The sequence below is a fragment of the Sphingomonas sp. genome (assembly GCF_041661885.1).
In the GTDB taxonomy this organism is placed as follows: domain Bacteria; phylum Pseudomonadota; class Alphaproteobacteria; order Sphingomonadales; family Sphingomonadaceae; genus Sphingomonas.
Window position 1 is genome coordinate 310,363 of sequence record NZ_JBAZTL010000005.1, and the last position, 14,556, is coordinate 324,918.

General features: G+C 63.9%; 9 protein-coding genes. 4 read left to right on the top strand and 5 right to left on the bottom strand.

The genetic code is table 11. The annotated features are described in order from the left end of the window. Window positions 1-108: 108 nt before the first annotated feature. From WC704_RS12105 to WC704_RS12120, 4 genes are all read right to left on the bottom strand, one after another. Window positions 109-858 carry a PP2C family serine/threonine-protein phosphatase gene (locus WC704_RS12105; protein WP_372890188.1) on the bottom strand — a complete coding sequence of 250 codons (750 nt, stop codon included), beginning with the start codon at window positions 856-858 and terminating at the stop codon, window positions 109-111. Beyond that, window positions 830-2,299 carry a hypothetical protein gene (locus WC704_RS12110; protein ID WP_372890190.1) on the bottom strand — a complete coding sequence of 490 codons (1,470 nt, stop codon included), beginning with the start codon at window positions 2,297-2,299 and terminating at the stop codon, window positions 830-832. Before WC704_RS12110 ends, WC704_RS12105 begins: the two co-directional genes overlap by 29 nt. Beyond that, window positions 2,296-5,730, bottom strand: coding sequence for an AAA domain-containing protein (locus WC704_RS12115; protein ID WP_372890192.1), 3,435 nt, complete (start codon window positions 5,728-5,730; stop codon window positions 2,296-2,298). The genes WC704_RS12110 and WC704_RS12115 overlap by 4 nt, the downstream gene beginning before the upstream one ends. Before the next feature lie 898 nt (window positions 5,731-6,628). Further along, window positions 6,629-7,621 (bottom strand): helix-turn-helix transcriptional regulator, encoded by a 993-nt coding sequence (locus WC704_RS12120; RefSeq protein WP_372890194.1) that lies wholly within the window; start codon window positions 7,619-7,621, stop codon window positions 6,629-6,631. A 55-nt stretch (window positions 7,622-7,676) separates the two neighbouring features. Here WC704_RS12120 and WC704_RS12125 point away from each other — a divergent pair, with 55 nt between their 5' ends. Then, entirely contained in the window at window positions 7,677-11,018 is a 3,342-nt protein-coding gene (locus WC704_RS12125) for a TM0106 family RecB-like putative nuclease (protein ID WP_372890196.1), read from the top strand. Window positions 11,019-11,065: 47 nt separating this feature from the next. Next, the gene (locus tag WC704_RS12130; protein ID WP_372890198.1) at window positions 11,066-11,326 is read left to right on the top strand and encodes a hypothetical protein; all 261 of its coding nucleotides are present in this window, start codon (window positions 11,066-11,068) and stop codon (window positions 11,324-11,326) included. A 26-nt stretch (window positions 11,327-11,352) separates the two neighbouring features. Here WC704_RS12130 and WC704_RS12135 read toward each other — a convergent pair whose 3' ends face one another. After that, window positions 11,353-11,493, bottom strand: a complete 141-nt coding sequence (locus tag WC704_RS12135; protein ID WP_372890200.1) for a hypothetical protein — start codon at window positions 11,491-11,493, stop codon at window positions 11,353-11,355. Window positions 11,494-12,108: 615 nt separating this feature from the next. Between WC704_RS12135 and rmuC the strand changes: the two genes are divergently transcribed. After that, window positions 12,109-13,638, top strand: coding sequence for a DNA recombination protein RmuC (gene rmuC / locus WC704_RS12140; protein WP_372890202.1), 1,530 nt, complete (start codon window positions 12,109-12,111; stop codon window positions 13,636-13,638). 346 nt (window positions 13,639-13,984) lie between these two features. Then, a complete protein-coding gene (locus WC704_RS12145; RefSeq protein ID WP_372890204.1) occupies window positions 13,985-14,479 on the top strand; it encodes a toll/interleukin-1 receptor domain-containing protein in 495 nt (164 codons plus the stop codon). The last annotated feature ends 77 nt before the right edge of the window (window positions 14,480-14,556 follow it).

Consider the following 14,556-nt stretch of genomic DNA (forward strand, 5'->3'; position numbering starts at 1 on the left):
TTTAAAAACCTCAAGATGTTACGATGACATTGGAATTCGAGCCATTTTGGCTGCTTTTCTCTTCGACATACCTGCGGAGCTGATGTGGTTCGAGTTCACGAGACGCACCTAGATGGAGAGCACTGCCACCGTGACGTTGTCACGACCTCCAGCCTCCAACGCCGCATCGACGAGCGCGCTGCCGGGATGTAGCGGCCCGCTGAGCAGGACGCCCGCAATCGCTTCATCAGTGACAAGATCGGAAAGGCCATCGGAGCACAGGATGATGACGTCACCCGGAGCTATGGCTACGGTCACGACGTGCGGATTCAACGTCCGCCGGTTGAGCGTGCCTCCGAGTGATTGCGTGAGCGCATGGCTACGCGGCGCGCGCGATCCGTCCGTGCTTGGCGTGTGATCGACTGTTTGCCGGGTCAGCCTTCGACCTCGAAGTAGATACGCCCGACTGTCGCCGACGTTGAAGAAGGTGCAGACGCCGGCGCCGAGGATGGCGCCCACGATCGTCGTTCCCATCGCGGGCCGACCCAGCCCAAGCGCCATCGCGTCGTGCACCGAACTGTTCGCGTCGCGGATCGCTTCGACGACGCCGTCCTCGCTTGTGGCGTCAGGCAACCGTTTCGACAGTGTCTCGACGGCGATCTCGCTCGCGATCTCGCCGGCTCCATGGCCTCCCATGCCGTCTGCGATCACCACCCAGCCACCGACTTGGGCAATCGTTCCATGCCAGTCGTCGTCCTCGCCGCTCGTGCGCCAATCGGCGGTACGGCACCGGTCTTCGTTGTGAGCGCGCAGATACCCGACGTGCGTCGCCGCATGTATGGAGACCTTGTCAGGCATTTCGACGCGCGCGCGTGGCATCTGCCGCCATCTCCTTGACCTTGGCCACCATTGATCGGTCACGGGTGACGTAACCATCGATGCGTTGGAAGCCGGACCGTCGGACCATCTCTCCAAAGAAGGGGCGGTTCGAGATCACCGCGAGATCGTCGTCCTGAATCAGGAAGAAGAAATCGGAACGCGGTGTGGTCACTAGCTGCATCCTGTCCTTCTGCGTCCGCTTGCTCAGATCCGCTAGAGGATCGTAGAAATCGCCTCCGCGCGGCTCAAGCTGGGGCTTCAGGAAAGACGCGACGGTGATCGATACCCGCTCGCCAGCAAGTCGGTCCAACTCTCGCATCATGTGCTGTGTTAGCAAGGTCGGCTGGAGGCCGGCGCTCGTCACGAGGAGATTTCTGCGCGTGTTCGTCACCGCCTCGTGCAGCAGTTCGTTTTGCTCGTAGCAGGCGAGGGGACGCAGCTGAACAGCATCGAGATCATGCATGGCGACGGCGTGACGTTCCTTCGCCGCGTTTAGGGCCACGACCGCAGGATTGGTCGTGCGTCGTGTTCCGGAGAGTTCGGCCGCGGGCTCGATGGAACGTATCTGTGCGCGAGCCTCCGCCTCTTCCTTCCGGTTGGCTGCCAGGCTCAGTGGATCGGGGAGTGACCGCACTGCGTCGCGTCCCACGAGACGTTCTAGGCGGCGACGGACACCGTCGTCGGAGATCATGCGGACGAATCCCATCTTCTTCGGACCACCATTCTCGGCGAACGCGCGTTCATGCGATTCGGAGAGCTTGCCGTCGATTGCGAATGCGACCTGGACCTCGTCGCCCTTGTCCGCCGCGAACACGAGCGCGACCGCCTCCCGGAACACGTTGTTGCGGCGCACGATGCGCTTCAGGGCGAGGACGTTGTGCCGGAAGTCGTCGCCGCTCTGTCGGCGGATTACCCTGCGGATCTCCGGAATCGAGAGCTCGCTCACGTTTGGCGGGTCGGAAGGGTATGGGCGTATCTCGACCGCGCCAAAAGTCTTGAGCTCGTTGGCGCGCACGACGTTTTCACCGGCCAGCTTGACCGGCATCCTGCGCATCGCGTCATAGTCGATGACGATCATCTCCTCCTGGACGACCTCTTTCGCCTCGACTTCGAGTCGTTCGTATCCCGACTGGGTCAGGGCGAAGCTGCTGAGGTTTGAGACGACCGCCGTCCGTGCGACGAAGCCCTCAACGACGAGCGTGTCGAAGGCGGCGCGTATGATGTCGTCCTTGAGACCGAGCATGCGCCCGATCGAGCCTTCGTCGGTCTCGCCGAGTTCCAGGCAGCGCATGGCGAATTCTTGGATCGTCGGGAGAGCGCGCGTGCTGGTGGTCACAGCCTCGATCGTCAGACGAAAGATCGGCAACCCGACCTCGGCGTAGTCTACCAGCGTGAAACCGTCGCGGAACTGCGCCTCACGGGCTACGTCCTCGGCCCTCACGAAAGCGTCTCCATTTCGCAAGTGTCCTCATGGGCGTCGAAGTAGTCGAGCACCTTGCGGAATGGATTCCTGCCCTTGGCCGATCGGCAGAACATCTGGTCGCCCACGATTAGGAGCGCGCTCTTGCCTCTCGACAGGGCTACGTTGAGGCGAGGCTTCTCCTTGAGGAAGCCGAGCCTGTTCTGTGGATTCGAACGCACGACCGAATAGATGCAGACGTCGGCCTGCCTGCCTTGGAAGGCGTCGACGCTGTTGCAGGTGACGTCCAGGTCGGGCCATTCCGCTATACCCCGCAAGACCATGTCGTTCAGCGCAGTGACCTGCGACGTGTAGCCCGCGATGACAGCCACGCTGATGCGCTTCTTCTGCGCCTTCGCCAGGAACTGCAGCTTGAGTAGCAGGCTGCGCACGACGGCGACCTCGGTCGGATTGTTGAACGTCTGTCCGTCTTGCCTTTCATAGGGCTGTTTCAGCGCATGCGTGGAATACCATGTGACCGACTTCGGTATCGCGGCCGAGAGTTTCAGCCCGTGGCTGGTGACCGGGCTGTCGAGATCGTCGTCATAGAAGCAGTGGCTCACCAGGTCGCCGATCGGCTTCACCATTCGGTACTGGTTGCGGAGTTTGTCGCGGCAGCCATCTGGCAGGCCGTCATCCGGATCGAGGAAGCGGTCGAGCAGCGTCTGCTTCACCTCCCTTTCATCGAAGGAGTCGAGCAGGTCGTCGCCCAGTTCCTCGAAGAACGGCGGTAACTGTTGCGGATCCCCTACCACGATCCATTTCCTGCTGCGGGCCATGGGGATCAGCGTTTCGGTCGCTGTGGCCTTCGACGCCTCGTCGATGATGCAAAGGTCGTAAGCCACGTCGTCCATGCCCTTCACGCCGGCGATCCCGACGCAGGTGCCGGCGATGATCTGGGCCGATGAGAGCATTGCCGCATTGAAGTCGGGGGATCGCCCGACGCGCAACTGCCAGTCCTCAAGGAGTACGAGACGATCTCGGCACGCCATGACCACTTCGTCACCTTGGAGAAAGTGCACCGCCCAGTCGGCGAGCTCGGCGGAATCGCCGCTCTTAGCAAGGTCCGCGGCGTAACCGCCCATACTGTCCATTTCCGCGATGAAGCTGCGCTCTTTGTTCCGCAGCTTGGTGATCTCGCGCTGCAGCTCACCGATATCGCTGTCGAGCTGTGTGGACTCCTCGTCCAGTTCTTGTTCGTCGACCGACGATGATTTCTCGTCGATTTCGGCTTGGACCTCCTCTTTCTCCGCCTTGAGATCATCGATCGCGAATTGCATCTCCTCCTGCCGCCTCCTTATCTGGAGAAGCCCCTCGACCTTCATTCCGGTCGCCACCGTCGCCCGATCGACGTTGTTCTCGGTAGCCCATCGGTTCATGTCTTCCTCGGCAGCGGCGCGCACCTCCGAGATCCACTTTTCCACCCGGCGTTCGAGAAGCAGTTCCTTGCTCGCGGCGGATATGCGCGGCTCATCGGCCCTGCCGATGCGGATCACGTCGAGGCTGGGGTCAAGCTGCGTCACGCGTTCAAGCACGTTGTCGAGCGCGATGTGGGTCTGCGACGAGAGCAGGATTCGGTGCTTGGGATGCTGTTTCAGCCACTGGACCACGATCTCGGTGATGAGTTTCGTCTTGCCCGTGCCGGGCGGGCCTTCGATTGCCAGGATATCTTGAACGCCTAAGGCTTTCTTCAAGATGGTCAGCTTCTCGTCGTCGAAGTCGGGATCGGTGGGACGCACGTTCGCGACCGGAATGCAGGGCGTTGCCGATTTCGGATCCAGTATGATCGGCTTGAGAGCTCCGTCCACGGCCCTGTCGTAGAGAACGGCATTCAATGCGTGGGTCTGGTGGGTGAGCGCTCGCTGAGCCGCTAGGGTATTGATTGAGAGTTCACCGCGCGGCGGGAGCCTGCTTGCGTCGCCGAACAGAACCTCCATGGTCACCAAGTTGAAGGTAGCCGCGACAATTCTTCCCGAGATCCTGCCGCCGCCCGATTCGACGATACGATCCTGGCCGACGATGTCTTCCGGCTGAGCGATCTCCGTCGTGAACACGACGCGGTCTATTCCGACGTTACGATGGACGTACTTGATCGCGTTCTTGCGCTTCGCCTCCCGGTCGGCGCGATCACGGAGGTAGCTTCCCCATACCCGGAATATCCGTTGGGTGGCGCGAGCGGCCCGCTCCTCGCGTAGCCGTGCGCCCAGTGAACTGGCTTCCGAAAGCAGCAGACTCAACTGCTGGCCGGCGCGCCGCTCGTCTTCCGGTCGGACGAAGCGTGCCCTTACGCGTCGGATGAGTCCGCCCTCGCGCAGATCCGCGGCCAAGCCGGCACCGATCTCGCTAGCGGATGTGATGTGGAGAAGTTCGTGTTGCTTGCCGGTGACCAGAGCTTCGAACTTCCAGGCGCCGCTGATCAGGTCTATTCGGGGCAACTCCCCGTCCTGTTCGGGTCGCGCGACGAGTGCGCAGGCCTCTCCCAGCTCTTCCGCGATGAAGCGCTCCACCATGTTGACGTCGTCCGTGTCGAGCCGGCGCTCAAGGGCGAACTTAGTCTTGTCGTTCATTCGGAGATGCAGATCGATTATCGAACCATCGCGCCCGTCGTCCGTGGCGCTGGCCTGGCGCAGTTGCTCCAGCAGGAGTGACGCCAACGGGGGACGCTGTGTCGCATCCGCGTTGAGGCACCGCTCGACGATGGGCCGGACGTTCACTGGAAGCGTCGCTTCCTGCAGCGCGGTCAGCAATTCTGCATCACTGTTGAAGGTCCGACCCGTGACGCATGAAAGCGCAACTGCAGCGAAAGCATAGCAGTCGCGCGCGAAGGCATGATCCTCTTCCGGAGACGGCGGCGTGTAACCCGGCGTTCGATCGAAACGGAATGTGATTCCGGCCACGGGAGCCCATGAGCCGCCATTGTCGAGCAGCTTCGCTATCCCGTAGTCGGCGAGCTTGGCCGTGCCGTCGTCGGTGACGAGTATGTTCTTGGGTTTCACGTCGCGGTGCGCGATCTTGCCCTTGTGCGCGAACGCGATGGCTTCGAGTAGCGGCTCGCCGAAACGATCCCAAAACACCTGCCAAGCCATCGCACCGTCGCGGATGATCACGTCCTCGAGGTTCATCGCAACCCAGTCGAGAACGAGGAACCAATGACCGTCGTCGTCCTGGTCGACGTCGATGACCTCGACGATGTTGCGGTGGTTGAGCCGCTGCAGCATTTCGACTTCGCGGTGAAAGCCTGCTTGACCGCGCTCATCGTCCGGGCCGAACTTCACTCGCTTTATGGCGACCATCTTTCCCAGTTGTGAGTCGAAGGCCTGCGTAACGGTCGCCTGCGCGCCCTTTCGGATGTTTTTGGTAAGGGTGTAGCGACCGACCAGCACTTCGGCTGGGGTTTGGGGAGTCGACGCCATCAGGCGGCCATCACAGGTAATATCGCCGCGTCTGCGACGCTCAATCCCCGGAACCTCACGTCGTGTAGCCTCCCCGATGGCGAATTAGGTCGCTCTGCCAGATCACTCGGCCGACCACGATAAGCGGTTACATTCGGCTAGCCGGCTAGCCCCCCGATTTTCGTGACTGTAACGAACGCGCTTGTCTCCGGCGAGCGAAGATCGCCGCCATTTCGGTCCGATTGTAAGTTCGCCACCAAGAGTGCGGATGTGCATCCAGGAGCACAAAGAAGCTCGTGTCCGCAAAGCGTTAACCATGTAGGCCTAGCACGGTGAGATTAGCTCCAAGGATATGCCCACGATGTCTATATCGCAGGCGCTCGCGGGCTAGGCACGATGGCCCTGCTGGAATGGGTACATTCCTGAGGTTCCCGTTGGGTTTGCAACCTGCGCAATCGCCAAATCTTTAGCGTCGAGCAGCACTCGCTCAATCGGAATCGGTCTTGCCGGATACGCCAGTTTGCTGAGCGCACAGCGCCTTTCCCGGCCTGTCACCCGAAAGCGGGCAGGCCCCAATCGGGAAGTGGGACGGGTGCCGCGAACGAACGAATATGGGTCATCGAGCGGTTGCGTGATCCGCTCCTGCGCATCGCCCCGACTAAGGCGCGGGGCCAGGTGGGCCATTTCTGCTTGCGGAAGGAGCTCGTCGCCTTCGGGAGGAAATGGTGGCTGTGTGTCGGCTTGCTGGATTCCATGCCAGGCGTTTCCACAACCTTTGTTCGCGGTGCAGCGATAGCAGACCCTTTTGCAGTTCGCTCTAACGCTCCGGGGTAACTTGCCCGCGCGCGGGCAAGGCTCCTTCAGATTTCGTGGTATACCAACGCTGCAACACCGGCGGAAGAAAATGAAAAGTCGAGCATTACGGTAACACTTCGAACTGCCGCTGGTGGCCTTGCACCATCTCCCGCAACCGGGCCGGCTGCAATACCTCGACCGACTTCCCCCACGAGTAGAGATGCCAGCACATCTCCAGATGTCCCGATGCGCGGAAGCGGACGAGCAGGGAGCCGTCCGGCTCCTCTTCAGTTTTCTGGGTCGGGTGGAAGACGAACCGACGGGCATGCGGTGCGGCCTCGGGCGCGAAGCGCCACACGACGTCGCCATGCTCGGCGGAGTTCTCGAAAGAGCCGAAGCCCTTCTCGGCGTGGCTGTGGATGTCGAAGCCCTCGTCGAGCTCAAAGCTCTGCGGGAGCACTTCCGCGGTCGTGATCTCCTCCACCCGGTAGTGCTGCAGTGGCGCTGAGGCTGCCTTCGAGGTGTCGCGTCCGATCAGGTAACGCCGGACGCCAAGCAACAGGCCGTGCGGAGCAACGACCCTGTCTGTGGGCTTCGGTTGCTTGCGGGTCTGATAGGGAAAACGGAGGAGGAAGGGCCCCTTTAACGCCTCGTATATCGCCGTCTCGACCGCGGTGTTGGAGGCTGGCCTGGGCCCAGGCCGGACCGCATGGCCGAGCGCCTCGGCCAGCGCCTCCTCGTCGACGGCGAGCCGCGTTCCTGCTTCGGGTGGGATCAGTGCCCGAACCTTCTGCTTCAGGCCCCTCACGGTGGTCGCCTCCGTAGTCAGGCCTGCGACCTCCAACTCGGTGATCGCCGTCGTCAGTGCGGCAAGCTCCTCGGCGGATGGGGTGAGCAGAGGGGCGATCGCGCGCGCGGGGATACGCCAGCGGCGCTTGCGGTCGTCGCCGTCGTCGGCCTGCGTCTGGGGGAACGCGGTCTCGAGCGCATCGGTCATCCGCTGCGCGGAGCGATGGACGCAGCCGAACTCTTCGATGATCTCCTCAAGCGACACGCCGCTCCGGCGCGTGGCCATCATCGCGAGCTTGAGCAGTTCCTGGGCCTTCGCGAAAGACATGGGATCACCCCGACAGCTTTTGTCACCCTTATGTGCTAACACGGAGGAAAGGGGAATGCGCGTGCGCAAGATTGACGAAGTCTTGAGGCTATCCGCCTCCGATCTGATGCGGTTCAAGGGTTGCCGTCACGCGACGACGCTCGACCTGCGGCTCATCGAGGTCGGCGACCTGAAGCCTGGGGCGGACAGCGCGGAGGCCGAGCTGCTGCAGCGCCAAGGCGACGAGCACGAGCTGGCGTTCCTAGAAAGCCTGAAGGCCGAGGGCCGCGTCATCGTAGAGATTCCGAAGGAGGGGATCCCGCTAGAGGAATCCGTCCGCCTCACTCTCGAAGCGATGGCGGCCGGGCCAGACGTGATATTCCAGGGTGCGCTGCTGGAGGGAGCCTGGGGCGGCTACACCGACTTCCTCGAGCGCGTCGAACGCCCGTCTGTATTCGGAGCGTGGTCGTACGAGGTCGTCGACACGAAGCTAAAGCGCAAGCCCGACCCCAAGCACGTCCTGCAGCTGTGCCTCTACAGCGACCTGCTCGCGACGGTGCAGGGCGTTGCGCCTGAGGCTTCGCACCTCCAGCTAGGGGACGGGACTCGCTTCACGGTTCGGCTTTCGGAGGTCTCCTCATACGCCCGCTACGCCCGGCGCATGCTCGAGGCGTTCCTCGTGGAGCGGCCTGAGACGATGCCCGAGCCGGTCTCGGCGTGCGGTCTCTGCCGCTGGAGCGACGCCTGCGGCGAGCGCTGGGACCGCGAGGATAGTCTCGCGCTCGTCGCGAGCATCAGCCGGTCACAGCGCCAGAAGCTCGAGGCGGCGGACGTGGTGACGATGGCCGGTCTCGCCGCGAGGCAGGAACGCATCCCCAGGATGGCCGCCGAGACACAGCGCCGGCTCGTCTCCCAGGCGCGCCTGCAGTCCGCCCGCCGCGCCGGCGGTCCTCCGTCGTTCGAGCTGCGCGACGCGGAGCCGGGCAAGGGATTCGGTCTCCTTCCCGCTCCCGACGATGGCGACATCTTCTACGACATCGAGGGCGATCCCTACTTCCCGGGTGGCCTCGAGTATCTGCACGGCCTCTGGTACCGCGAGGCGGGCGACTGGACGTTCCGCCCGTTCTGGGCACATACCAGGGAGGACGAGGGACAGGCCGTCGCAAACCTGCTGACCTTCCTCGTCGACCACATGCGGCGGCACCCGGCGGCGCACATCTACCACTACGCCAACTACGAGATCGCGGCGCTGCGCCGGCTGACATCGCAGCACCGCACGGGCGAGGCGGCGATGGATCAACTCCAGCGCGAGCGCCGCTTCGTCGACCTGTTTAAGGTCGTTTCGGGGGCGCTCGTCGCGTCGGAGAAGGGATATTCGATCAAGGATCTCGAAGCCTTCTACATGGAGAAGCGCGCCGCCGACGTCGCGACGGCGGGTGCGAGCGTCGTCTTCTACGAGGAGTGGCGCCAGACCGGAGAGCAACGCCTCCTCGACGAGATCCACGACTACAACCGCACCGACTGCGTCTCGATCCAGCTGCTCCTCGACTGGCTGGTCCGCGACGTCCGCCCGCAGGCAATGCCGTGGCCGACCCTCGGCGCCGTGCCCGAGGGGGGAGCGCTCTCGAACGTCGATGCGGAGGACGAGGAGATCGAATTGCTCCGCGCCCGACTGCAGCCCGTCCGCGATCGTCTCGGCGAGCAGGTCAGCGACCTGCTGCTCGACCTTAGCCAGTTCCACAAGCGCGAGGACAAGCCGACCTGGTGGGCGATCTTCGACCGTCTCGCGCAGGAGAGCGAGGAACTGCTGGACGACCTCGAGTGCATCCAGGGCCTGGTGGCGGTCGGCCCACCCGAGCAGGTGACCCGGCAGTCGTTCGAGCGGCCCTACAGGTTTCCACCGCAGGAGACGAAGCTACGCGCGGGCAAGGCCCCGTGCGTCAAGCCGGCCGCGATGCCCGAAGACGTCAACCTCCGCTCGATCGACCATGACGCGAACACGCTGGTGCTGCGCCGGTCGACGGCGAAGGGTCCGCTGCCCGACCGGCTCGACCTGCTCCCGCCGCAGCCCCTGCGCAACTCGGTGCTGAAGGATGCGGTCGCCGCGGTGACCGAACAGCTAATCGCCGACACCGGACGCCTGCCCGCCGTCGAACATCTGCTGACCCGGTCGTCACCGATGTTCGTCGACGGATTGCGTCCCGCGGGCGTGATTGCCGCCGACGGCGATTTGCCGGCCGAGACCAGCCGCGCGATCGCCGCCATGGCGGGCACGACGCTCGCCATCCAGGGACCGCCGGGAACCGGCAAGACATACGTCAGCGCGCTCTCGATTGTGGACCTCGTCCGCGTCGGCAAGCGCGTCGCCGTATCCTCCAACAGCCACAAGGCGATCGGGAACCTGCTCGAGGCGGTGGCGAACCGCGCGCGTGCCGAGCGCGTGAACTGCCGAGTAGTGCAGAAGGCGTCCGACGACGGCGACGACGACGCCCATCCCGGAATCGTCTTCGTCAGCGACAACGATGCGCCCGAGATCGCGTCCGGACACGTCGTCGGCGCGACGGCATGGCACTTCGCCCGCTACGCCGAGGCCGCGTACGACTACCTGATCGTCGACGAGGCGGGACAGGTGTCGATCGCCAACATCCTCGCCATGGCGCGGTGCGCCCGCAACATCATCCTCGTGGGCGACCCGATGCAGCTCCCGCAGCCCCTCCAGGGCAGCCATCCCGGCGATAGCGGCCGCTCTTGCCTGGAGTACCTCATTGATGGACACCGAGTTGTGCCGTCCGACCGGGGCGTGTTCATCCCGGTCACCCGCCGCATGCACCCACGCGTCTGCGGCTTCATCTCCACTGCGGTCTACGAGGGCCGACTGAGCAGCGACGAGGCGTCGGGTATGCAGTCGCTCACATCCGTGGCGGGAGCCGACCTGATCGGCGCGGGCATGCGCGCGGTCGCCCACCTCGGGCGCTCGCAGGTTAGCCCAGAGGAGATCGAGGCGATCGCGGCGCACGTGGGGGCGCTGCTCGGCGCGAACTACCGCGACCGGGAGGGCCGCGAGCGGCAGATCGGTCACGCCGACATCCTCGTCGTCGCCCCTTACAACGCGCAGGTGAACGCCTTGAGGAGCCGCCTTCCCCAAGCGGTCCGTGTCGGCACCGTCGACCGCTTCCAAGGACAGGAGGCGCCGGTCTGCCTCGTGTCGATGACAACCTCGAGCGGCGAGGAGCTGCCGCGCGACATCGCGTTCCTATTCTCGCTCAACCGGATCAACGTCGCCGTGTCGCGGGCTCAGGCGTCGGCTGTGGTGTTCGCCAGCCCGCACCTGCTTGAGACGCCCTGCCGTACGGTCGAGGAGATGTCGCTGGTCAATACGCTCTGCATGCTGCGCGAATACGGGGGTGACAGCTTCTGACGCCCACGCGTGCGAATGTGCATCCATCGAAGCACAGGAGACGCGAAATGGCATTCTGGGACATCGGCTTGCGCAACATCGTGGACGTGGACGGTCAGCTTCTGGCGATCGACGCGGACGTCATCGACCCGACCGCTTTGCTGGCAAAGGCGAACAGACCGGTCGATTGCCAGCTGTGGCTGGTCCGCGCGGGTGAACGGCTCCCGCTCCAGGCACGGCAGCTCGTCCGCCTGTCGCAGGATGAGGTTCTCTTCTTCGAGACCGAACAGGTTCGTCGGCAGTGGATTCCCGAGCGCCTTGCGGCGTGACGGTCCGGCGGGACGCCTCGGCGAAGTCATCCGGCAGCCGGGTCGGGCGTTCCTCCCCCTGTCACTTCGACATCGGCGCCGAGGTCATCAGCCATGGCCAGTAGCACGTAGCGGATGACGAACTCGAGGCCGCTGAAGAGTGGTGCCTTGGCGAGCGCCTTGGCCATTTCCTTGTGGGCCACAACTGGTTGGCCGAACTGCGCCTCGTATTCGGCGTGCAGGTTGATTCAGCCGCCGGATTAACAATCCGAGTTGACGATGCGACTCAGCGGGTCGCAGGCGGCCGTGATGCTGCCACGAAGTCGCCCCGCCGAGCGCGGTCAACGTTCGGCACGTGCTTGAAGTCGACCTCCTCTTAAAGCCGAAGTCGCGATGCGCCCAGGCCCGAGGGAATGTCGGCAAGATTACGGAAGCCTGACAGCTTCTGTCACCCCCATGTGTGATCATCAAAAGTGCAGTCCTCCTCCGGGCGGTGGTCGATTCGGGGACTGGGCGGCGCCAAGAAGATGGAGAAGTTGATATGGCGAAAGGTGGTGGCTTCAGAAGCGCTGGATCCGGGCGATACGTGAGCGCGAGCTATGGACGCTCACACCCCCGCACCACGGTTCACGAGGCGGCGGGCACGAGCGGCAGCTCGGGCGCGCACTATCGCAGCGCGATAAGTGGTCGATACGTGACCACGAAGCATGGCAAGGCCAGCCCGGGCACCACGGTGCGCGAGGAGTGATCGGGACGGGCCGTCGCCACCGCGACGGCCCGCTCCAGTGGAAGGAAACTGGGATATGGAGTTCGCCGTTTACGCGTCGCTGGTACTCGCGCTGGTCGCGGTAGTGCTCTGTGTGCTGATCCTGCTGAAGGTCGGGCGCCCAGCGACTATCCCCGAGGATCTCTCGACCCGAATCGCGGCGCTCGAACAGATCGCCAAATCCCTACCGGACACCCTGCGGGACGAGTCCCGGATCGGCCGTGAGGAACTGCGCGGCATCTTCGGCACGCAAACCGAGGCCCTCGAGACGCGGTTTTCCGCCGTGGAGACGCGCCTCGGCGAATTCGGCAAGGCGCAGACAGAGCAACTCTCCGGCATGCGCACTGAGGCAGCGGACGGACGCGCGAAGCTCGAGGAGGCCGTCCAGCGCAACGCGGAAGGCTTCGCCACGACGCAGTCCGAACGTCTCAAGGAGACCAATGACGGAGTGCGCAGCCTCTCCGATCGCCTGCTCGCGGCGCAGCGCGAAGGGCGAGAAGAGCAACGGGTCGCCCTCGAGGGCGTGACGGGCAAGGTTGGCCAGCTCATCGATACTAACGACAAGCGTCAGGAGGCGTTGCGCCAGACGGTGGCCGACGGACTCGACAAGATGCGCATCGACAATGCGGACAAGCTCGAGAAGATGCGTGCGACCGTCGAGGAGAAGCTGCAGGGGACCCTGGAGAAGCGGCTCGGCGAGTCCTTCCAGCTCGTCAGCGACCGGCTCGAGCAGGTGCACAAGGGGCTGGGCGAGATGCAGAACCTCGCCACCGGCGTCGGTGACCTCAAGCGGGTGCTGAGCAACGTCAAGTCGCGGGGCGGCTGGGGCGAGGTCCAGCTCGGGATGCTGCTCGAGGACATGCTGACCAAGGACCAGTTCGCTACGAACGTGCGCGTCCGCCCGGACTCCGGTGAGGTCGTCGAATATGCCGTGCGGCTGCCCGGTCGCGGTGAAGACGATACGCCGCTCTGGCTGCCAATCGACGCCAAGTTCCCGCACGAGGACTATGACCGGCTGCTCTTGGCACAGGAAGCTGGAGCGGTCGAAGAAGTGGAGAAAGCTGCTCTTGCACTGGAGCGAGCGATCCGCGTGCAGGCCAGGGCGATCTGTGACAAGTACGTCCATCCGCCCCACTCGACTGACTTCGCGATCATGTACCTGCCGACCGAGGGTCTATTCGCCGAGGTCATCCGCCGGCCGGGCCTCGCGAGCGAGCTGCAGACCAAACACCGCGTGATGATCCAAGGACCGACCACGCTGGCGGCGCTGCTGAGCAGTCTCCAGATGGGCTTCCGGACGTTGGCGATCGAGAAGCGGTCGAGCGAGGTCTGGCAGGTGCTGGGAGCGGCGAAGTCGGAATTCATGAAGTACGGTCAGGTCTGGGAAAAGCTTGGCAAGCAGCTCGAGACCGCGAAGCGCACGGTCGACGAGGCGGGACGCCGCACCCGCGCCGTCACGCGGCAATTGCGCGATGTCGAGACCCTCGATCTGCCGGAGCTGCCGGCGCTATTGGACATTGTGTCTCCCGATCCTGATGAGGAGAACGCGCCTGAGGCGGTCGACTGAATGACAGCAAGGCGCGTCGAGTGGCCGGGCCTCCTGCTCCGCGAGCAGTCAGAGCTACCCACCCCTTTTCGTTGTTCACGTTTCGTGCTAGCTGAGCCGCATGGCTAGATGCACAGCACCAGTAAGAGGCCATACACGGGGCGGCGGAGCGGACTGCCCAGTGTGCGGCCCCCGCTATCGCGGCTATAGGTCGTCTTACACCCCATCCTACAGCGCGTCCAACACACCTTCCTATTCATCGTCCGGAAACAGTGGGGGCGGTCGGAGTCGCGGTGGCGGGTCTCCTCGTACCGCAAAACCACGCTGGTCAGGAGTTGGCTCGGCTCAGTTCTACACGTCAGAAGAAGTGCGGGCGCTCACGCCGATCCGCGAAACCGTAGAACGACGAGCGCCACTACCCGATCTTCGGCACATCTTCTTGTGTCACGCATGGGACGACCGGCAGGGATCGGCCAAGGAGCTGAACGACCTTCTTGTAGGGCGAGGTGTGTCAGTCTGGTTCAGCGAGAATGACATCGGACTTGGCGAGCCGTTTCTCCGCGCCATCGACAAGGGGCTGGCGAAGTCGCGAATTGGGATCGTGCTGGTGACCCCCTCACTGCTGCTGCGCCTTCCGTCAGGGGGCGTTGCGGACAAGGAGCTTTCGGTGCTCCTGCAGCGTGATCAACTTGTTCCCGTCATTCATAACACCACCTACGACGCTCTCCGCGAAGTCAGCCCTATGCTCGCCTCGCGGAACGGCCTGGACACAGCAGAAATGCCGATGTCGGATGTCGCGGCCAAGCTAGCTGGTAAGCGGGGTCTGACGGCCACCTTGCACGCCGGGCCTCCGCCGGGATGATTGCCGCTCTTTGAGCGGGGTGGCGGGTGTCGGACGAGATCGAAGATTCAGTGAGCGGTGCAGCGACTACTCATAGG